This is a genomic window from Flavobacterium sp. AC274, from assembly GCF_979258275.1.
The window spans coordinates 834,146-855,632 of record NZ_OZ409852.1; the positions used below are offsets into that span (position 1 = coordinate 834,146).

The following is a 21,487-nucleotide window of genomic DNA, read 5'->3' on the forward strand; positions in this document are numbered from 1 at the left end:
TCCCAAATTCCAATAGGAGTTTGGGATTTTTTAATTTTGAATTGGCGTGTTTATTTCCTTATTTTAACATTTGTTTATACTTATTAACAATGAAATGTTTGATTAACAGAATTGCGTAAATTAGATGCGCATACAAAGTCTAAACACCATTTTTAAAAATAATATTGAAAAAGTATTCTTATATTATTATTGATGATAACGCTGAAGATATTTTGAAAACTCACGCGCTGGCCGAAGAGTTTTCAGAACTTACCTGTATTGCAACGGCTACAAATTATCAGGACGGATTGAATTTGGTTTTAGAACATAAGCCCTCTTTTATTTTTTTAGAAATTGATCCCACAGAATTGTCCAGCAATTTATCGCTTTCCTTCATTAATGAATTGCATCGATATCTTACAGAAGTACCTAAAATAATTGTTACCACTTCTGCAAAAGAGCTTGCTTTTGATGCGATTCAATACAATGTTTTTGATTATATCCTGAAACCTGTTTTAGAGATTGATTTGCTTAAAATTATTTTAAAGCTGGATAAAACGACCTTAGAAGCAAATGCTGCAAAAATTAAAAATAGAATTAATACTTCAGTAATTCCAACTTTGCAGCCTGCTCAAATTGATAAACCGCTTATTTTATGCATTAAATCATATGGCGATTATCGTTATATATCTACAGACGATATCTGTTATTTTCAAGCCGATAATAATTCCACAGATATTTATTTGAGTTCCGGCGAAATGATAACCGCTTTTAAAACCTTAAAACATTTTGAGTTTGTTTTATCGCACCCGTTTGTAAGAATTCATAATAGTTTTATTATCAATCAAAATTACATTTCCAGAATTCATAGTGGACACTCAGTTTGTTACATTAAAAATTCTCCGAAGAAAATTCCTTTCTCAAAAACCTATAAATCAAATGTTGATTTGATTATTACTAATTTTTCTGCAGGAAATTACTTAGAAGTCTAAAAACTAAGTATTTACATCGATTTGACGTTCATTGACTATCAATTGGGCATGTTTTACCATAAACTGATTTTTTCGCACAATTTTTTTATGTCGTGGTCTTAGCTTTGTCCCATGATTTGCAACCAAAGCAATCATAAGCCCCAAAAATAAATCAAAACTAAACACCTCAAAAACATGAAAAAAGCAGCTTTAACAATCGGATTATTTTCTTTAGTAGTAGTAACAACTTCATTTACGGCACCAGAAATGGCAGCAAATGCTTTAAATAAAAACACCTATTTTGAAAAATCTATTGATCCCAGAGGCGGTGCAACAGGTGGCCAAACTAAAAAAGTTGATGGACTAATGCCAACTGAAGAATCTACAGTAATAAACAATAACTTAGATTTTACAGCTGTTAATCAATCTTTAGGGTTAAACAAAAAGCAAGATTAATTTTAAATTAATTTACCTGATAATATTTAAGGCTGCCAAAATTTTGGCAGCCTTATTTTTGTATGTATAGTTTTAGTATTTTTGATGAAATTGACAACGTTGAAAAGAAAATTTCACATACTATTATTTTTAATTTTTGTTTTTGGAGCTTGTTCTGAAAAAACAAATTCAGATAAAAATATAATTTCTTCCTCAGACAGTCTTCCAACTTATCTTTCATTGGCCAATGAAGAAAAATTGCCTTTAAATTTTAAGCAAGATTATAATAGAAAAGCCTTGTCTATTATTTTAAATCAAAAAGATGATTCAATAAATAAAGTAAATCTTTTTAAAGTTGCCAATCGATATTACAATATGAGCGATTGGAAGGGATACACCGAAACCACCAGGTTAATTTTAGAACGATCAAAAAAATCTAATGACTCGGCTAATATTGCTAAAGCCTATTCATATTTAGGAGATTATTATGTAGTAAAATCTATTGCTGATAGTGCTTTTATGAATTACTATAAGGCTGAAAAACTTTATTTAAGGTTAAAAGATGAATATCATATTGCTAAAACGTTTTTAAATAAAGCTAGTCTTCAATATAACGAAGGTGATTTTTTTGAAAGTGAAATTAATGTATTCAAGGCTTTAAGTAGTTTAAAAAAACAAAAAAATGTAAATGATCTTTTTTATGAGAGTTATAATATTTTGGGAATATTATATAATGAAAGAGAAGAATATGACAAGGCACTCGAGTTTCAAAACAAAGCCTTATTGGTATTAGAAGATAAATCAATACCATTAGAATTTCAATATAAAGCGACTTCATTAAATAATATAGGATATGTTTATTTAAAGACATATAATTATAAAAAAGCGAAAGTTTTTTTTAAAGAAGGATTAGAACAAACCAATCTGTTTAAGGACAAACCAACCTTATATGCTATACTATTGGATAATTTGGCTTACACTAAATTTAAATTAAAAGAATCTGATCAATTGCCGGACTTGTTTTACCAATCTTTAAAGATTAGAGATAGTTTAAAGCTTAAGGCAGAAATAATAGCCACCAAAATTCATTTATCAGAGTATTTTGCTTTTAAAAAAGATACATTTAAAGCCATACAATTTTCAAAACAAGCCTTAATGCAGGCTCGTACATCAGATAAATTAATTAATACCTTAATTGCTCTTAAACAAATTGCAATTGTTGATCCAAAAAATGCTTCCATTTATTCAAAAGAATATATTCATCTTAATGATAAAATGTTGAAAGCTGAACGTAATATGGGGGAGAAATTCTCCCGCATTGAATACGAAACAAATGAAATTAAAGATCAAAACTCCAACTTGCAGGAAAAGAACAAAACCTTAGTTTATGTTTTTAGTATTTGTACTTTGGTGGGATTATTTTTCTACGTTTATAAAACTCAGCAAGCCCGTAATAGGGAATTGCTTTTTAAACAGCAGCAGCAAGTTGCCAATGAGGATATTTATAATTTGCTGATTTCTCAGCAAAATGATATCGAATTAACACGTATAAAAGAAAAGAAAAAGGTTGCTCAGGAATTGCACGACGGAGTTTTGGGCAGAATGTTTGGCATTAGAATAAGCCTTGACAGTCTGGAACAAATGGATGAAGACGAAGCATTACCGAAAAGAAGAAAATATTTGACGGAGCTTAAAAATATCGAAGAAGATATACGTGAAATTTCCCATGATTTAAATAGAGAAAAATCCGAACTAATTAATAATTTTGTCCTAATTTTAAACAAATTGTTTGAAAACCAACAAAACACGTATGATTCGGAACTGATCACTTCTATTGATCCCCAAATAAAGTGGGAATTAGTGAGTAATGCCGTAAAGATTAATATGTACAGAATTATTCAGGAAGCGCTTCAAAACTGTAATAAATATGCTAATGCAGAAAAAATTACTGTTGAATTTAAAAGTGAAATAAACTATCTGATTTTATCAATTTATGATGATGGAGTTGGGTTTAATACCAAGAGAACAAAAAACGGAATAGGTTTGCATAATATTGAATACAGAGCTGCAGAATGTAAAGGAAGTATGTCAATAAAATCTGTTCAGGGAGAAGGAACCTTACTAGTTGTAAAAGTGCCAATAGATCAAAAAATTAACCTGCAAAATAATGACAATTGAACAAAACCCCCCAGTTTCTCAATTAATTAGACGTAATGTATTAATAGTTGACGATCATCCTTTTATTATTGAAGGATACAAAAATGCTATTACACGGTACAACCCTAAGAAATATGATTTTGTTATTTCGCAGGCTTACGATTGCAGATCTGCTTATGATTTAATCGAGAATGAAGCAACTCCGAATTTCGATGTTGCCTTTTTAGATATTAGTATGCCGGCTTATGAAGAAAAAGATCTTTATTCTGGTGAAGACCTGGCAAAGTTAATTCTGAAAAAAATGCCCAATTGCAGTGTTATTCTGCTTACCATGTATACAGAATTACTGAAAATTAAAACCATAATCAGAACCATAAACCCAAATGGTTTAGTAATTAAAAACGACCTTACGTTTGATGAATTGCTTTTTGCCTTTGATAAAGTAATGAAAAACGATAAATATTACAGTCAGTCCGTTCAAAAAATGCTGAATCAGTCGCCTCATAATTCCATTGAAATTGACGAATTTGATAAACAAATATTATTTCATTTATCAAAAGGAACTCCAACACACGAAATGCCACAATATATTCCGATTTCATTAAACGCAATCGAGAAACGAAAAATCAATCTAAAAGAACTATTAAAAATAAAATCCGGACTTGACGAAGAATTGGTCAAAGAAGCCAAGAGTAAAGGTTTATTTTAGAATAAAAATTCCAATAAAAAAAATTCCAAATTCCAATTGATACTCAGTATCGTTGGAATTTGGAATTTCTATTTTGGAGATTAAAAGTTTACTCGCTCAAAGCATCCCAGCCACGAGCTTTTAAAGGAATTTGAGTGTTTGCGCGTGTAACCAGATTTATTCCCTCACTTTCATCAGCCATGTGGCCAATGATTGAAAAGTTTGGATTTCCTTTTATTTTGTCAAAATCATTAATGTCAATCGTAAACAACAATTCATAATCTTCTCCGCCATTGATCGCAACCGTTGTGCTGTCAATATTGAATTCTTCACAAGTCGAAATAAATTGTGGATCAAGCGGCAATTTATCTTCATATAAATTACAACCCACTTTTGATTGTTTACACAAATGAATAATTTCTGAAGATAATCCATCAGAAATATCAATCATTGAAGTTGGCTTAATTTCAAGAGCATGCAATAAAGTACGAACATCTTTTCGGGCTTCCGGCTTTAATTGACGTTCTACCAAATAAGTATAAGGATCTAAATCAGGCTGACTGTTTGGATTAACCTGAAAAACCTGTTTTTCGCGCTCCAAAACCTGCAATCCCATATAAGCAGCTCCAATATCACCCGTTACAACAAGTAAATCAGTTTGCTTGGCTCCATTTCTATAAACAATTTCATCTTCATTAGCTTCACCAATAGCAGTAATGCTAATAATTAATCCTTTTTGAGATGAGGTTGTATCTCCGCCAATAACATCAACTTTATATTCTTTTGCAGCGTGTGTAATGCCTTCAAATAATTCTTCCAGGGCTTCTAGTGGAAAACGATTAGAAACAGCTACAGAAACCGTTATTTGCGTTGGTTTGGCATTCATCGCACAAATATCAGACACATTTACCACGACAGCTTTGTAACCTAAGTGTTTTAATGGCATATAAGCCAAATCAAAATGTACGCCTTCAATTAATAAATCGGTAGAAATAACTACTTTTTTATCTTTAAAATCAAGAACCGCGGCATCATCGCCTATACTTTTTAAAGTAGATTCTTGTGTAACATCAAAATTTTTGGTTAAATGTTCAATCAGGCCAAACTCGCCTAATTGCGCTAAACTGGTACGTTGCGGATTTTTATCTTCGATCATTTTTTCTAAGTTCCAATGTTTTTATGTTACAAAGGTACAATCCCGAAGCTTCGGGAGCAAAGGTTTTGGCTTATTTTAATGAGAATCACTTTGGTTCCATTAATAATAGGATACTAAAATTGACATTTTTTTCGGATCTTTAAGAGAATTAAAAAATAGAAAAAATGAAATCATTTGATATAGTTACACTAACTGTAAATCCTTCTGTAGATAAAAGTACTCACTTTTCAGGCTTAATTGCAGAACAAAAAATAAGATGTAAAGACCCTCAATTTGACGCAGGCGGTGGCGGAATAAATGTTTCTAAAGCAATTTCTCGCTTGCGCGGAAATTCATTAGCCGTTTTTACAGCAGGCGGACCAGTTGGAGAAATGCTAAAAGATTTGGTTACAGAAGAAAAGATAGATTTTGAAGTAATCGAAACCAAAACAGCAACAAGAGAAAATTTTATTGCTGTTGATGATCATACAAACTCGCAATATCGCTTTGGATTTTCGGGTGATGTTTTGGAAGATTCAGAAGTTGAGAAGATTTTAGAAACAATTTCGAATTTAAAACCAAAATTTCTGGTTGCAAGCGGAAGCCTAAATGAAGGATTGTCTGATGATTTTTATCAAAAAATAGCTGAAATAGCAAAAACATCAAACTCAAAATTAGTTGTAGATACTTCTGGCGAAGCATTAAAGAAAGTTTTAGAAACGGGAGCATATCTCATAAAACCAAATGTTGGTGAACTGGCAAAACTAATAGGCGTTGAACGTCTGGAGATGGAAGAAGTTGATGATGCGGCTAAAAAAATCATTGCCAACGGCGGAGCAGAAATTGTAGTGGTTTCCCTTGGTCCGCAAGGAGCAGTTTTAGTCACAAAAGATAGTTGTGATTTTGTTCCGGCACCCAATGTGGCTAAAAAAAGTACCGTTGGAGCAGGAGATAGTATGGTGGGCGGAATGGTTTGGGCATTATCTCAAAATAAAAACCTGAAAGAAGTAATTCGCTGGGGCGTCGCCTGCGGATCTGCCGCAACAATGAATGAAGGCACACAATTATTTAAATTTGAAGATGCCAATCGTTTATTTGAATGGTTGAAGAATAGGTAATTTAGTTATAAGTTATTAGTTATGAATTATGAGTTTCGTTTGGCTCGCAGATAAATAAATTTTAAAAATAATATTTAAAGAAACAGATGTTTTCCACAATCTATATCGTCGATCTAAATCGTAGAGGCGCACAGCAGTGTGTCTCCCGCACAGTAACCACAATTTATTACACATCGTAAACGCAATACTAAACCCGACAGGTTTTAAAAACCTGTCGGGTTGGACATAACGGAATAAAATGGGGTTACGTTATGTAGACGCACTGCTGTGCGTCTCTACGGAAATAAAAAAATAGAAATTTTTCTATTTTTTTATTTCCTGTTGACAAACTGTTGTCACCAACCCTTAATAATTTTGAAGTATTAAATAATTAAAACTTTAAAATCATGAAAACATTAGCAGCCCAGGTAATTACTCCAGAAGATTTATTGAAACATTGGCAAGGTCACCGCGCTCTTACGCGTCGTGTAATTGAAGCTTTTCCTGAAAAAGACTTTTTTGAATTTTCTATTGCAGGAATGCGACCTTTTGCAAAATTAGCCGATGAACTTTTAGCCATTGCGGTTCCGGGTTTAAAAGGAATCGTGACTAAAGAAACAAAACCATTTGCAGAAGACTCAGAAAAATTAGTTTTTAAAGCACAATATCTTGAAAAATGGGACGAAGCAACTGCCGAAATTAACGAGTATTGGGAAAAACTTTCGATTGAAGATTTTAATGAAAATTTTAATCTTTTTGGTCAATATGAATTTCCGGTTATTCAGAATATTCTATATTTTATTGATAATGAAGTGCATCATCGCGGACAAGGTTATGTGTACCTAAGAGCCTTAGGAATTGAACCTCCTTTTTTCTGGGAAAGATAATTAGACAAATTTTATATTATAACTTTATTGAACAAATCTAAAATTATTGACCATGAGCTTAAAAAATATAATGTCCAATTATGCAGATTACAATTTATGGGTAAATCAACAATTCGTGAATTGGCTTTCGCCGAAATCTGATGAACTGCTTTATGCAGAAGTACCTTCGAGTTTTTCGACTATTATGAAAACACTCGATCATATTTGGTCGACAGAAGAATATTGGTTTTCTGTTATTTCTGAAAATTCTCTATTAGAAAAGAAACCGGAAAGTGAATTGTCTAAAGAAGAAATCTTTTCAGGGTTATTAAATTCATCTAAAAAATTGGCCGATTTTATTAATTCATTGTCAGAAGAAGATTTGGTAAAAAAAGTTAAAATCATTAATCCCTGGTTTGAATGTGAGCTTCCAATTTCTGACTATTTACTTCAGGTTATTAATCACGGAACTTATCATAGAGGTCAGATTGTAACAATGGGAAGAAACATCGGAATTACAGATGCCTCAAATACAGATTATAACTTTTATAATGTTGTGAAAACTCAGCAATAAAATAAAAAACTCCCGAAGATATTCTCTCGGGAGTTTTTTTATAAAAGTCTTTTTCTGTTGACTTCTAATAATTCTAAAGTTCTAATTTTAAGGCTTTCGGGTTCTAATATTGTGGCATAATCTCCAAACATTAAAAACCACCGCGGAAAACCATTGTCTACACTGCTGGACATAAAAGTCATTTCAATTTTCCCGTCCACTTCTTTTTCTGAAACAAAACCGTGATATTTTTTTTCGGTTACAAGATATCTTGCGATTTTCTTTTCAATCAAAATTCGGACTTTCGTCGTTGGAATTGTTTCTGTTTTATTTAAGTATGTCTCTAGTGAATCATGTTCGATCGTAAAATCACAGTCTGTTTTTTTTATTGCCTGAATTCTATCGGTTCGAAATTGTCTGTAATCTTTTCTTAAATGACAATAACCTAGAAAATACCAATTATTATGGTCGTGAAAAACACCAACAGGTTCAATATTTCGCTGCGTTACTTCTTCTTTATCAAAGGTTTTATAGGATAATAAAATTTGTTTTTTCTCGGCAATACTTTCAAAAAGAACCGCCAGCGTATTAGGCGAATTATCGTTAAACATGGGTTCTGCAGTTTGCATGACAACCCTCGATTCAATATTCGAAAGCCAGTCTTTGTCATTACTTCTTAAAACCGATTTCAATTTATACATCGCCGATGCGTAATGATTTCCCAAAGAAGGATCTGTAAATTTCTGCATGAGTTTTTCGGCAGCAATAAAACTGCTTACTTCTTCGCGAGTAAACATTACCGGTGGTAATCTGTAACCTTCCATTAAAGCATAACCAACTCCGGCTTCACTGTAAATAGGAACTCCCGATGCTTCTAAAGTTCGAATATCCCTGTAAATCGTTCTCAAACTACAGTCAAAACGATCGGCCAATTCCTGAGCTTTTACAATTTTTTTAGATTGTAATTGAATCAGGATAGCGACAATTCGGTCAAATCGTTTTGGAGTTTCGTCCATTTTTTTCTTTTGAGGTTCAGAGGTTCAAAGATACAAAGGTTCAAAGTTTAAAGAAATAAAAAAGATGTTCCAAATTAGGACAGATTTATCGGTTAAAAAATATTCGCAATTTGAAACTACATTTAAAAAGAGAATATTCTTTATGGATAATATTATTTTTCTAAAAAATTGCAACAAAAAACCCGATAACGAATTATCGGGTTTTTGTTTGGATGTTTTTACATCTTCAAGATTAAATTTTAATGCTATAAACTAAATGTCCGAAACTAATTAAGCATTAAAATCTGTATAACAATCCAAATTGTGGCTGATCAAAAATGTTTTCAAATAAATTAATGTTCAGGTTAAAAGTATCTGATGACGGTCCGTTTTCAGGTGAGACACTGTTGTACGATAAAACATTGGCAAGAGTAAAAGTTACCGCAATGTTTTTGGTAACAAAGTAGTTCAGACCTACAGTAAGATCAGCTGTAATACTATTATCTGTATCTTCAACTCCCAAAACTTCAGTCTTATTTCTTCCGAATCCTAAGCCTGCTTCTCCAAACGCTTTAAAACGTTTTTTGTCCAGTTCCAGAAAATAATATCTGGCAAATGCTCCAACTCCAAACACATTTGTTTTGGTGTCAGTCGCTTCTTCTTCAATGCTGGCATAATCTACTTTTGCTCCCACGGCGAATTTATCATTCAAAAAGTAACCAAATTTTGGACTAAAACCATAATAATCTTCTTCTCCGCCAGTACTAATTTTAATAGAACCTTCGAGGAACATATCACCATTTTGAAAAGTGATACCTTTTGCCGAGTTCATTTCTTCTTCAGCTTCGACTTGTTGCGCATTTGCAAATGAAAAAGTCAACAACGATAAAATAAATAAAAATTTCGTTTTCATAATAAAAGCTTTTAATGTTTGTAAGATTAAAGTTATATTTTTTATCTTAAAACATTTACCAGTCAAAAGCATATGAATTAAAATTCAAAGCAATAGAGTTAAAAATCACATTTTTTATAAGTATTTACTGATATATTTTTTAGTACTAAGAAGCCATTTTTGTATGAGGTTTTATAATTTACATATAAGGTAAAGCCATGCAGTAGCTCAGTTTCTTTAATTATATTACAATAAAAACAAACAAAAAACCCAACAACTTTCGTCATTGGGTTCATCTATATTCTATTCTCTTTATTCTTGCTTCTTCTGTCTAAAATAAAAATCTAATCGTTAAGTTTCAAAACAGCCATAAAAGCTTCTTGCGGAATTTCAACGTTTCCAACTTGTCTCATACGTTTTTTACCTTTTTTCTGTTTTTCAAGTAATTTACGCTTACGCGAAATATCTCCACCGTAACATTTTGCGGTAACGTCTTTACGAAGTGCTTTAATCGTTTCACGAGCGATAATTTTTGCACCAATTGCAGCCTGAATCGGAATATCAAATTGCTGTCTCGGAATCAATTCGCGTAATTTCTCGGTCATTTTTTTACCGATGTTATAAGCATTGTCTTCGTGAATCAAAGCAGAAAGCGCATCAACCGTTTGAGCATTCAAAAGAACATCCAGTTTTACTAATTTCGACGTTCTCATTCCGATAGGAGAGTAGTCAAAAGAAGCATAACCTTTAGAAACTGTTTTTAAACGATCATAAAAATCGAATACAATCTCAGCAAGAGGCATGTCAAAATTCAATTCAACACGTTCTGTTGTTAAATATGTTTGATTGGTAATTTGACCACGTTTTTCGATACATAAACTCATTACGTTTCCTACGAAATCAGCTTTTGTAATAATTGTAGCTTTAATATAAGGTTCTTCAACTCGGTCTAAACGAGAAGGTTCAGGTAAGTCTGAAGGATTATTTACAACAAATGGAACTTCTGGTTCTTTTTTAGTATAAGCCAAATACGAAACGTTAGGAACTGTAGTAATTACAGTCATATCAAACTCACGTTCTAGACGTTCCTGGATAATTTCCATGTGAAGCATTCCTAAGAATCCACAACGGAAACCAAATCCTAACGCTGCAGAACTTTCAGGTGTAAAAACTAACGAAGCATCATTCAATTGCAATTTCTCCATCGAAGAACGCAAATCTTCATAATCTTCAGTATCAACAGGATAAATTCCGGCGAAAACCATTGGTTTTACATCCTCAAAACCTGTAATCATATTTGTGGTTGGCGTTTTTGCATCCGTTAAGGTATCACCAACTTTTACTTCTTTCGCTTCTTTAATTCCGGAAATCAAATAACCAACATCACCAGCAGAAATTACGTTTTTAGGAACCTGATTTAATTTTAAAGTTCCAATTTCGTCAGCAAAATATTCATTGCCGGTAGCCATGAATTTAATTTTTTGCCCTTTTTTGATTTGCCCGTTTACAACTCTAAAAATAACTTCGATTCCACGAAACGGATTATAGTGCGAATCGAATATCAAAGCTTGTAAAGGCTCATCAACATTTCCTGACGGAGGTGGGATTTTTTCGATAATGGCAGCTAAGATATTCTCAACACCAAAACCTGTTTTTCCCGAAGCATGAATAATATCTTCTAATTTACATCCTAATAAATCGATAATATCATCACTAACTTCTTCAGGATTAGCACTTGGTAAATCTACTTTATTCAAAACCGGAATAATTTCCAGGTCATTTTCTAAAGCAAGATATAAGTTAGAAATCGTTTGTGCCTGAATACTTTGTGCAGCATCAACAATCAAAAGCGCACCTTCGCAGGCAGCAATCGAACGAGAAACTTCGTATGAAAAGTCAACGTGACCAGGAGTGTCAATTAAATTTAAAATATATTCTTCTCCCTTATAAGTATATTCCATTTGAATGGCGTGACTTTTAATAGTAATTCCACGCTCGCGCTCCAGATCCATGTTGTCAAGCAATTGTGCTTTTTCTTCACGAGCTGTAACGGTTTGTGTGGCTCCCAATAATCTGTCTGCCAATGTACTTTTACCGTGGTCAATGTGTGCAATAATGCAAAAGTTACGTATCTTCTTCATTTTATAATATCAATTCTCTATACGAGTTTAAGTAATTCCGGGTATAAATTTACTCTTGGGCAATTGCTTTAGAGCGTGTTATTAAGGGGCAAAGATAGCGCAAAGTTTTGGATTCTGGAATGAAGATCTCTGATTGTTAGAATCTGCGTTTTAAAATTACTTTTAAAATTCAAAATTAAAACCTTTTTCGGTCAGTTTCTTGTAAATTTCAGGATCAAATTTATAGAGTTTTGCCGCTCTGTGCGAGACGTCTTTTTGTTTTTCATCAAGCGCAACTAATAACTTCATGTGCAAAATTTTTCTGCGAAAGTTAGATTTGTCTAATTCAATTCCTAATATTTCTTCGTAAAGATGCATTAACTGCAAAAGAGTGAATTTCTCCGGCAAAAGATTAAAACCAATTGGGGCCTGGCGAACACGATTACGCAATTGCATCAAACTAAATTCGAGAATTTCGTTGTGATCAAAAATCAAATCCGGAATGTCCTTAATTTTATACCATTTGGCCTCAATTACAGAAATGCTGGCTTTAATATCATAATCTTCCCTATTGAGCAAAGTATAATAACCAACAGTTACAACTCTTGTACTTTTTACACGATCCGGATCCGTAAAAGCTTTTAGCTGTTCCAGATAAATGTTGTCAAGACTGGTCAATTCATATACTATTCGAAGAGCAGCATTATCAATACTTTCGTCCAAATATAAATCCCCACCCAGAAGTCCCCATTTTCCAACACTTGCTCCTCCGGCATGTTGTACCAAAAGTACTTCAAGGTTTTTTTTATCGAAAGAAAAAATAACACAGTCAATCGTGATGCCATGTATAACTGTTTTTTTATCTGCAGTTATATTGGTATTGGTTTCAGAAATATTTTGAGAAGAAGAAAAAGCCATTAAAATTCAAAGTTAAATCCTTTTTCAGTCAGTTTTTTGTAAATATCAGGATCAAACTTATACAATTTTGCGGCTCTGTGCGAGACATCTTGTTGTTTTTCATCTAAAGCGACCAATAATTTCATGTGAAGAATTTTTCGGCGAAAATTAGATTTGTCCATTTCGATTCCTAAAATTTCTTCATATAAATGCATTAATTGCAGTAAAGTAAATTTTTCAGGCAAAAGATTAAATCCAAGCGGAGCCTGGCGAACTCTGTTTTGAAGATGTTTTAAACTGTAGGACAGGATTTCATTATGATCATAAATCAAATCCGGAATATTATTTATTTTATACCATTTGGCATCAGATGCTGTAAAACCTGCTTTAATATTGTAATCTTCGCGTTTTACCAAAGCATAATAACCAATCGTAATAACGCGTCGAAGCGGGAAACGATCGGGGTCGCCAAACGCTTTTAACTGCTCCAGATAAATATTGTCAAGACCGGTAAGTTCATTCAATAAACGATGTGCGGCATTGTCTGTACTTTCCTTTTTATAAATCCATCCTCCGGGAAGTCCCCATTTTCCTTTACTGATTCCCTCTCCGTGTTGTACCAAAAGTACTTCTAAACTTCCTTTATCAAAACCAAATATTACACAGTCAATCGTGATTGCATTCATTGCAGTTTGTTCGTTCTTCAAAACTGAATTATCCTCTACATTTTTAACCATATGCTATTAAAATTTTGACAAATTAAATAAATAAAATGAATAATTGCCTTCGTAAAAGCTTTATATTTTTTTTAACGTAACAATTTTCTGGTAATCAGTGTCTTATTTAATTGATAATTTTTCAACTTTCAAATTCTAATTCTTAAACGTCTGATTGTCAAATTCATAATTCGTTATTTTTTTGACAATTTTTATTTCACTTTTAATTCATTTTTTGTTGTATCTGTAAAAATGAACATCAATTTATCTGAATAGCCAAAAAAAACATCTAATATTTTGTTAATATAGAAAAAATGTTTTACACTTGTAGTCAAAATAACCATAAGATAAGTTCAGTTTGACTATAAGTTTAAAAAGGACAAATCTATAACTAATTAAAAAGTACCACAAATGTTTTTTTTAGGAATTGATTTAGGAAGCTCTTCAATAAAATTATCAGTTTTCGATCCTGAGAAAGGAACGACTATTGGTGCAGTAAGCGTTCCAGATTTTGAAATGCCCATTATCGCACAACAATTTGGCTGGGCAGAACAAGATCCGGAGTCATGGTGGCAATATGTAAAAGACGGAATTAAACAATTGGGTGCTAAATCTAATATCGATTTAAAGAAAATTGCAGGAATTGGAATTGCGTATCAAATGCATGGTTTGGTTTTAACCGATGAAAATTTGAATCCGGTTCGTTCTTCGATTATATGGTGCGATAGCCGCGCTGCTATTATTGGGGATGAAGTTTATGCTCAAATTGGTGCCGAAAACTGCCAAAAACAAATTTTAGGAAGTCCGGGAAATTTTACGGCTTCAAAACTAAAATGGGTAAAAGAGAACCAGCCTGAAATTTTCGCAAAAGCAAAATACATGATGCTTCCGGGCGATTTTATTGCTGCGAAATTATCAAAAGTGGCTCAAATTAGTACTTCAGGATTATCAGAAGCAGCTTTATGGAATTTTTCAGAAGGAAAATTGGCAACTGAAATCCTTTCTCAAATGGGATTATCTTCGGATATCGTTCCTGAAATTGTTTCAAATTTTGGAATTCAGGCAACTATTCATTCTGAAATTGCTCAGGAATTAGGATTAAATCCTGATGCAAAAATTACTTATCGCGCAGGAGATCAGCCTAATAATGCATTGTCATTAAATGTTTTAAAACCGGGCGAAATTGCTACAACAGCCGGAACTTCGGCAGTTGTTTATGCCGTAAGCGATCAGGATGCTTATGACAAACAAAACAGAATCAATACTTTTTTACACGTTAACAATACAGAAACCGAAAAGAAAAATGGCGTAATGCTGTGCATCAACGGTTCTGGAATTTTATACCAATGGCTTCGCAAAATCATGTCTGTTGACAGAGCTGATTTAATCGCCTACGAAAAACTAAATGCCGAAGCTGCAAAAGTCGAGGCAGGAAGCAACGGGCTTCGTTTTTATCCTTTCGGAAATGGCGTTGAGCGTATTTTCAACAATAAAAATGCAACATCAGGAATTCAGAATTTAAATTTCAATATTCATCAGCCATCACATTTGGTGCGCGCGGCCTGCGAAGGAATCGTGTTTGCGATGAATTACGGTTTTGATGTTATGAAAGAAGTTGGCGTTTCCGGAACTGTGGTTCGTGCAGGAAATTCGAACTTATTTTTAAGTCCGGTTTTTAGGGAAATCTTCACTAATACAACCCAAACTACTTTAGAATTATACAATACTTCGGGAGCAGAAGGTGCTGCAAGAGGCGCCGCTTACGGATTAGGATATTACAATTCGCTTGACGAAGCTTTTTCAGGATTGCAGTGTTTAGACCGAATTGAACCCAACAAAATCCTGACTTCACAATATCAGGATTTCTATCAGGAATGGAAAAATCAAATTAAAATAGAACAATAATAATGAGCACTACCAATCAATATTTTAAAAACATCGATACAATTAAGTTCGAAGGCAGAGAAAGTGACAATCCGTTAGCTTTTAAATGGTACGATGAAAATCGTGTCGTTGCGGGAAAAACTTTGAAAGAACATTTACGTTTTTCAATGGCTTACTGGCATACGCTATGTAATACAGGTGGAGATCCGTTTGGAGCTTCGACTGAAACTTTTGCATGGGATAAAAATGAAAACGCGATTTTAAGAGCTAAAGACAAAATGGATGCAGCTTTTGAATTCATGACAAAATTAGGTTTGCCATATTATTGTTTTCATGATGTTGATGTTGTTGATGACGCGCCAACCTTGGCAGAATTTGAAACTCGTATTCAAACAATGGTTGAATATGCAAAACAAAAACAACAGGAATCTGGAATTAAATTGTTGTGGGGAACTTCAAACTTATTCAGCAATCCACGTTACATGAACGGTGCGGCGACAAACCCAAACTTTGATGTTTTGGCTTACGCCGGAGCTCAGGCAAAAATTGCTATCGATGCTACTATCGCTCTTGGTGGAGAAAATTATGTTTTCTGGGGAGGTCGTGAAGGATATATGAGTTTGTTGAACACAGACATGAAAAGAGAATTAGACCACTTAGGAAGATTCTTGAATACTTGTAAAGATTATGCCCGTAAAGAAGGTTTTAAAGGAAACTTCCTTATCGAACCAAAACCAATGGAACCAACGAAACATCAATATGATTATGATGCAGCGACTTCATTAGGTTTCATTAATAAATACGGACTTCAAAACGATTTCAAATTAAACTTAGAAGTAAACCACGCAACACTTGCCGGACACTCTTTTGAGCATGAATTGCAGGTTGCTGTTGACGCCGGAATGTTAGGAAGTATTGACGCTAACCGCGGAGATTACCAAAACGGTTGGGATACAGATCAATTCCCAATCAATCTTCAGGAAGTAACACAAGCTATGTTGGTTATCCTTGAAGGTGGCGGAATACAAGGTGGTGGAGTAAACTTTGATGCTAAAGTGAGAAGAAATTCAATCGATTTAGAAGATAAATTCATTGCGCACATTTCAGGAATGGATGTTTTTGCAAGAGGATTAATCTGTGCAGATCAGATACTACAAAATACAGATTACAGAAAATTACGCACACAGCGTTACAGTTCGTTTGACGGTGGAAACGGAGCCAAGTTTGAAAAAGGAGAATTATCTCTTGAAGATCTTAGCAAAATTGCCCGTGCAAGCGGAGAGCCTCAACCATTAAGTGGTAGACAAGAATTATTCGAACAGATTATTTCGAATGCATACTAATATTAAATTATAAGGTAACTAACTATAAATTTAAACCAATTCTTAATTATTATGAAAAGCAAATATTGTATAAAAACAACAATGCTGCCATATTACATGGCATTATTGCTTAGCTTATTTATGATACAATCTGGTTTTGCCCAAGAGCAATCCAAGTTTGTAAGCGGAAATGTTATTTCGGCAGATGATAACATGGGAGTTCCGGGTGCCACTATTTTGGTACAGGGAACTAAGACAAGTACTGCCACTGATTTTGATGGATTATACAAAATTGAAGCGAAGACCGGTGATGTACTGGTATTTAGTTTTATGGGATATAAAACGCAAAAAATCACTGTTGGAGAAAATAAAAAAATAAATGTAACCATGCAGGCTGAAACTGCAGAACTAAAAGAAATTGTAGTTATTGGTTACGGTACACAAAAGAAAAAGGTAAATACAGCAGCAACTTCACTTGTATCTGGAAAAGATATTCAGCAAGTTGCGAGTCTTGATGTTACCAATGCTTTGCAAGGTCAGGCATCTGGGGTAAATGTTACTTCATCTTCTGGACAACCTGGTGCTAACATGGTGGTTAACATTCGTGGAGCCGGTACAGCAGGAAAAAGTGATCCGCTTTATGTGGTAGATGGTGTTGTTGTTGATAACGGTATCTCCTATCTTGATCCTTCGGTTATCGAAAGGGTCGATGTACTTAAAGATGCTTCTGCGGCTTCAATCTACGGAGCAAGAGCAGCAAACGGAGTTATCTTAGTTACAACTAAAAAAGGTAAAGACGGAAAAATGAATGTGTCATTTAATTCTTATACCGGTTTTCAGCAAGTTGCTAAGAAATTAGATTTGATGAATACACAAGAATATACAACAATCATGAATGAAGCTCGTGTAAACTCTGGGCTTACGCCATTATACACGCCAGCTCAGGTTGCAGCATTGCCAAATCACGATTGGCAGGATGATTTGTTTAATGAAGGAGCAATGAAACAAAATCACTCTCTTTTGATTACAGGTGGTGATAAAAAATCGACTATTGCTACAGGTATTTCATACTATGGGCAAGAAGGTATGATTGGTGGTGCAAATAGCCAGTCTCAATACGATCGTATTACTTTTAGTGTGAATTCAACTTCAGAAGTAATTGAAAATCATTTGAAAATTGGAGAAAACTTCACTTTATCAAATACAAAATCTAGTGGAGTTGCAGATGATGGTATTTACAGCAACGGAATTAGAAGTTTCTTAAATGCTGCTCCAATTGACGCGGCTTATGATGCTGATGGAAATTTTGCTAAATCAACTATTTCTGCAGACGTGAGCAACCCGGTTGGTTCACTTTATTACAATAACTTCAACCAGACTAAGGTTAACCGTTATGTAGGGAATATTTTTGCAGAATTAAAATTCCTTAAAGATTTTACTTTCAGAACTAGTTTTGGTGTCGATATGACAGATAGTAACTATCGTTCTTTCAGACCTGTTTATTCTTTATCTTCAAGTGATAACAATACAGTTTCAAGTGTTACACAAAGCGGAACTAAAAGTTTAGGATGGATTTTTGAAAACACACTTCAATATAAAACTACAATTGCAGGAGCACATAATTTCGACTTTTTGGTAGGTACTTCTGCAAAAAAGAATACTGCAGATTATATGGAAGGTCAGGGTAGAAATTTAATTTTTACTGATTTTGAACATGCTTATTTAGATAATGCTAAAGATCCAACATCAAATGTGGTAAAAGGAAATCGTAAAGATTATGCAATCCAATCTTATTTTGGACGTATGTTATACGACTACAACAACAAATATTTATTCTCTGCAACAGTACGTAGAGATGGATCTTCAGAATTTGGACCAAATAATAAATATGCAATTTTCCCTTCATTCTCTGCAGGTTGGAATTTAGACCGCGAAGCTTTCTTTAAAGAAAATGCAGTTGTAAATACATTTAAACTTAGAGCGAGCTGGGGACAAAATGGTAACGATCAGTTCTCAAGAACATTTGCTTACATGTCAACAATTAGTTCAAAAGACAAAACATATCATTTTGGTACAGGAGACGAAACTTTACTTGTAGGTTCAAGTCCAGATCAGCTTTCAGATCCTAACTTAAAATGGGAAACTTCAGAGCAATTAGATTTCGGTTTTGATGCTACATTGTTTACTAATTTTAGTTTGACATTTGATTATTACGACAAAAAAACAAAAGACTGGTTAGTATTGGCTTCTATTCCAACTTATGCCGGAGCTTCTGCACCTTATGTTAATGGTGGAGACGTAAGCAACAAAGGTTTTGAGGTTGCAGTAGCATATCGTAAAAGTTTCGGAAACTGGAATTTTGGTATCAATGCAAACGTTTCTCATAACAAAAATGAAGTGCTTAGAATTGCAAACAACGAAGGAATCATTCACGGAGAATCTAACTTATTGTTTCAAGGTTTAGACGAGATGAACCGTGTTGAGGTTGGAAAACCAATGGGTTATTTTTACGGTTTAAAAACAGCTGGTATTTTTCAAAATGCAGCAGAAGTTGCAGCAGGAGTTCAGCCAAATGCACAACCTGGAGACGTTCGTTTTGTTGATTTAAACAAAGACGGACAAATTGATGCCAATGATAAAACAGAAGTTGGTAACCCAAATCCTGATTATACGTATGGAGTTAATTTTGATTTATCGTACAAAGCATTTGACTTAACGGTTAATACTTACGGATCTGCAGGTGGTCAAAACGTTTTTGGAATTCATGATTATACTCGTGCTTATACAAACAATACAACCGAAGTTTTAAACAGATGGACTTCTGAAGGAACTTCTAACACAACACCGAGAGTAACTTACGGAACAGATCCTAATGGGAACTATACTAAATTCTCAGATTTATATGTTCAGGATTCTGATTTCTTCAGAATTAAGAATATTACTATCGGATGTGATTTGACAAAATTAACAAACAAGTTAAATTTCTTTAGCAAATTCAGATTGTATGTTGCTGCTAATAACCTTTACACTTTCACAAAATATAAAGGTATGGACCCGGAAATTGGTTTCGGAAATACTACTGTAGGACAAGAATGGGCAAGAGGAATTGATGTTGGGTTTTATCCACAGCCAAGAACGTATATGATGGGTCTTAATGTTAACTTTTAATTTATGAAAACGATGAAAACATATATAAAATTATTTGCGCTTTCAAGCTTACTGGTTTTAGGAGCTTGTTCGGAAGATTTTTTAGAAAATGAGCCTTATACAGATAAGGTAACAGACAATTTTTATAAAACGCCATCTGACGCTTTTGAAGGATTAGTTGCGGTTTATGATGTGTTGCAAAGAGAAGCATACGGAACACAATTAATTGTGAGCGAGCAGGCATCTGATGATTGTTTTGGAGGATTTGGTATTGCAGATCCAACAACAGATTTACAATGGGATCGCTTTCAGTATACGACAGATAAAGATATGAATGCACTTATCTGGACCAACTCTTATTTAGGAATTTACAGAGCTAATATTTTATTAGAAAATCTTGATAAAGTAAATTGGGGATCTCAAACTGCCCTGAAAACACAATATGAAGCAGAAGCTCGTTTTTTAAGAGCTCATTTTCACTTTCAGGCAGCAAAAATGTTTGGAGAAATTGTTCCGTTAGATCACACCGTGACTACAAGCGAATTTCAATTGCCAAGACAAGCTGCTGAGGTTACTTATGCTTTAATAGCTAACGATTTAAAATTTGCTGCAGATAATTTAGGACCTGAGAATTATTCTCAAAAAGGAAATGCAAACTTCGGACGTATCACAAAATGGGCAGCAGAAGCTTATTTGGCAAGAACTTTTTTATTCTACACAGATTATTATGAAAAAGCTGATTTAGCTGGTGTTGTTACCAAAGATCAGGCTACTACATACATAAATGATGTAGTAAGCAATAGTGGACACGGATTAGTTGCTGATTTTGCTAATCTTTGGTTAGCAGCTTCTTTCGCAAATTTTGCAGGAGAAGATAATACAGAAATGGTTTGGGCTGTTCGTTTTAATAGTTCTGGAAAAGGAAATTGGGACTTACATGAAGGAAACCGTTTCCAGGTAAACATCGCACCACGTGGTGGAAGTGTTAATAATAAATATGCTACAGGATGGGGAGGAGCAACCGTTAACCCTAAATTATATGAAGCATATGAGGGAGGAGATACTCGTAGAGATGCAACTATTATTGCTTATGCAGAAGAAAGTTTAAGCTTTGATGCAGAAGCAAGAGAACAACGCCAATATACAGGATATTCATGGAAAAAATATTGCCCTATTACCGACGCAGCAGGTACAGCAATTGTTGAAACAAATGGTGGAAATTTCCAAATTGATAATTATCAGGATCTTGCAATGATTCGCTATGCTGATGTATTACTGATGGCTGCAGAATTGAATTTAGCTTCAAATCCAGGGTTAGCACAAGCAGATTTAGATAAAGTTCGTGACAGAGCTTTTAAAAGTACTACTAACAGAGTTGTTGTTTCTAAAGAAACTATTATGACAGAGCGTCAATTAGAATTGGCATTAGAAGGACAACGTTATTTTGACTTAATCAGACAGGATATGACTGTTGCTAAAACTGCAATTGACAATACTACTGGTGGATCTGATTTTGCTGTAACTTTTAGACCAGAAACTTTAGGCTGGTTCCCATTACCACAATCTCAAATTGTACTTTCTAATGGAACTATCAAACAAAACCCAGGTTGGTAATAACTAAAAAACAAATGAT

At 33.8% G+C, this 21,487-nt stretch carries 17 protein-coding genes; 11 read left to right on the top strand and 6 right to left on the bottom strand.

The window, feature by feature from the left end:
• The first annotated feature begins 164 nt into the window (after positions 1–164).
• The 4 genes from ACZZZT_RS03755 (at position 165) to ACZZZT_RS03770 (ending at position 4,251) form a co-directional block, all read left to right on the top strand.
• Positions 165–971 (top strand): LytR/AlgR family response regulator transcription factor, encoded by an 807-nt coding sequence (locus tag ACZZZT_RS03755; RefSeq protein WP_463459454.1) that lies wholly within the window; start codon positions 165–167, stop codon positions 969–971.
• 174 nt (positions 972–1,145) lie between these two features.
• Positions 1,146–1,406: a hypothetical protein gene (locus tag ACZZZT_RS03760; protein ID WP_042562961.1), complete on the top strand. Its 261-nt coding sequence runs from the start codon at positions 1,146–1,148 to the stop codon at positions 1,404–1,406.
• Positions 1,407–1,505: 99 nt separating this feature from the next.
• The gene (locus tag ACZZZT_RS03765; protein ID WP_463459455.1) at positions 1,506–3,563 is read left to right on the top strand and encodes a tetratricopeptide repeat-containing sensor histidine kinase; all 2,058 of its coding nucleotides are present in this window, start codon (positions 1,506–1,508) and stop codon (positions 3,561–3,563) included.
• Positions 3,553–4,251, top strand: coding sequence for a response regulator (locus tag ACZZZT_RS03770; RefSeq protein WP_042562959.1), 699 nt, complete (start codon positions 3,553–3,555; stop codon positions 4,249–4,251). The genes ACZZZT_RS03765 and ACZZZT_RS03770 overlap by 11 nt, the downstream gene beginning before the upstream one ends.
• Positions 4,252–4,339: 88 nt before the next feature.
• Here ACZZZT_RS03770 and thiL read toward each other — a convergent pair whose 3' ends face one another.
• On the bottom strand, positions 4,340–5,386 hold the full coding sequence (gene thiL / locus ACZZZT_RS03775) for a thiamine-phosphate kinase (RefSeq protein ID WP_073397391.1): 1,047 nt from the start codon (positions 5,384–5,386) through the stop codon (positions 4,340–4,342).
• Positions 5,387–5,550: 164 nt separating this feature from the next.
• Here thiL and ACZZZT_RS03780 point away from each other — a divergent pair, with 164 nt between their 5' ends.
• The 3 genes from ACZZZT_RS03780 to ACZZZT_RS03790 all read left to right on the top strand — a co-directional run bounded on the left by ACZZZT_RS03780 (position 5,551) and on the right by ACZZZT_RS03790 (position 7,902).
• Entirely contained in the window at positions 5,551–6,483 is a 933-nt protein-coding gene (locus ACZZZT_RS03780; protein ID WP_463459456.1) for a 1-phosphofructokinase family hexose kinase, read from the top strand.
• Between the two features lie 386 nt (positions 6,484–6,869).
• Complete coding sequence (locus ACZZZT_RS03785) at positions 6,870–7,349, top strand: DinB family protein (RefSeq protein ID WP_463459457.1); 480 nt, start codon at positions 6,870–6,872, stop codon at positions 7,347–7,349.
• A 52-nt stretch (positions 7,350–7,401) separates the two neighbouring features.
• Positions 7,402–7,902: a DinB family protein gene (locus ACZZZT_RS03790; RefSeq protein ID WP_463459458.1), complete on the top strand. Its 501-nt coding sequence runs from the start codon at positions 7,402–7,404 to the stop codon at positions 7,900–7,902.
• Between the two features lie 38 nt (positions 7,903–7,940).
• Here the strand turns inward: ACZZZT_RS03790 and ACZZZT_RS03795 are convergent, their stop codons facing one another.
• The 5 genes from ACZZZT_RS03795 to ACZZZT_RS03815 all read right to left on the bottom strand — a co-directional run bounded on the left by ACZZZT_RS03795 (position 7,941) and on the right by ACZZZT_RS03815 (position 13,522).
• The gene (locus ACZZZT_RS03795) at positions 7,941–8,897 is read right to left on the bottom strand and encodes a helix-turn-helix transcriptional regulator (protein ID WP_463459459.1); all 957 of its coding nucleotides are present in this window, start codon (positions 8,895–8,897) and stop codon (positions 7,941–7,943) included.
• 277 nt (positions 8,898–9,174) lie between these two features.
• On the bottom strand, positions 9,175–9,789 hold the full coding sequence (locus tag ACZZZT_RS03800) for an outer membrane beta-barrel protein (RefSeq protein WP_042562953.1): 615 nt from the start codon (positions 9,787–9,789) through the stop codon (positions 9,175–9,177).
• 323 nt (positions 9,790–10,112) lie between these two features.
• Positions 10,113–11,909 (bottom strand): translation elongation factor 4, encoded by a 1,797-nt coding sequence (gene lepA, locus ACZZZT_RS03805; protein WP_463459460.1) that lies wholly within the window; start codon positions 11,907–11,909, stop codon positions 10,113–10,115.
• Between the two features lie 162 nt (positions 11,910–12,071).
• Positions 12,072–12,806 carry an NUDIX hydrolase gene (locus ACZZZT_RS03810; RefSeq protein WP_073397403.1) on the bottom strand — a complete coding sequence of 245 codons (735 nt, stop codon included), beginning with the start codon at positions 12,804–12,806 and terminating at the stop codon, positions 12,072–12,074.
• Positions 12,806–13,522, bottom strand: a complete 717-nt coding sequence (locus ACZZZT_RS03815; RefSeq protein ID WP_042562950.1) for an NUDIX hydrolase — start codon at positions 13,520–13,522, stop codon at positions 12,806–12,808. The genes ACZZZT_RS03810 and ACZZZT_RS03815 overlap by 1 nt, the downstream gene beginning before the upstream one ends.
• A gap of 390 nt (positions 13,523–13,912) precedes the next feature.
• Here ACZZZT_RS03815 and ACZZZT_RS03820 point away from each other — a divergent pair, with 390 nt between their 5' ends.
• From ACZZZT_RS03820 to ACZZZT_RS03835, 4 genes are read left to right on the top strand one after another with little or no spacing between them, the layout of a single operon-like run.
• The gene (locus ACZZZT_RS03820) at positions 13,913–15,406 is read left to right on the top strand and encodes a xylulokinase (protein ID WP_463459461.1); all 1,494 of its coding nucleotides are present in this window, start codon (positions 13,913–13,915) and stop codon (positions 15,404–15,406) included.
• Between the two features lie 2 nt (positions 15,407–15,408).
• Positions 15,409–16,728: a xylose isomerase gene (xylA, locus tag ACZZZT_RS03825; RefSeq protein ID WP_059116557.1), complete on the top strand. Its 1,320-nt coding sequence runs from the start codon at positions 15,409–15,411 to the stop codon at positions 16,726–16,728.
• A gap of 51 nt (positions 16,729–16,779) precedes the next feature.
• Positions 16,780–19,875, top strand: coding sequence for a SusC/RagA family TonB-linked outer membrane protein (locus ACZZZT_RS03830; protein WP_463459462.1), 3,096 nt, complete (start codon positions 16,780–16,782; stop codon positions 19,873–19,875).
• Positions 19,876–19,887: 12 nt separating this feature from the next.
• Positions 19,888–21,468 carry a RagB/SusD family nutrient uptake outer membrane protein gene (locus tag ACZZZT_RS03835; protein ID WP_463459463.1) on the top strand — a complete coding sequence of 527 codons (1,581 nt, stop codon included), beginning with the start codon at positions 19,888–19,890 and terminating at the stop codon, positions 21,466–21,468.
• Positions 21,469–21,487 lie beyond the last annotated feature (19 nt).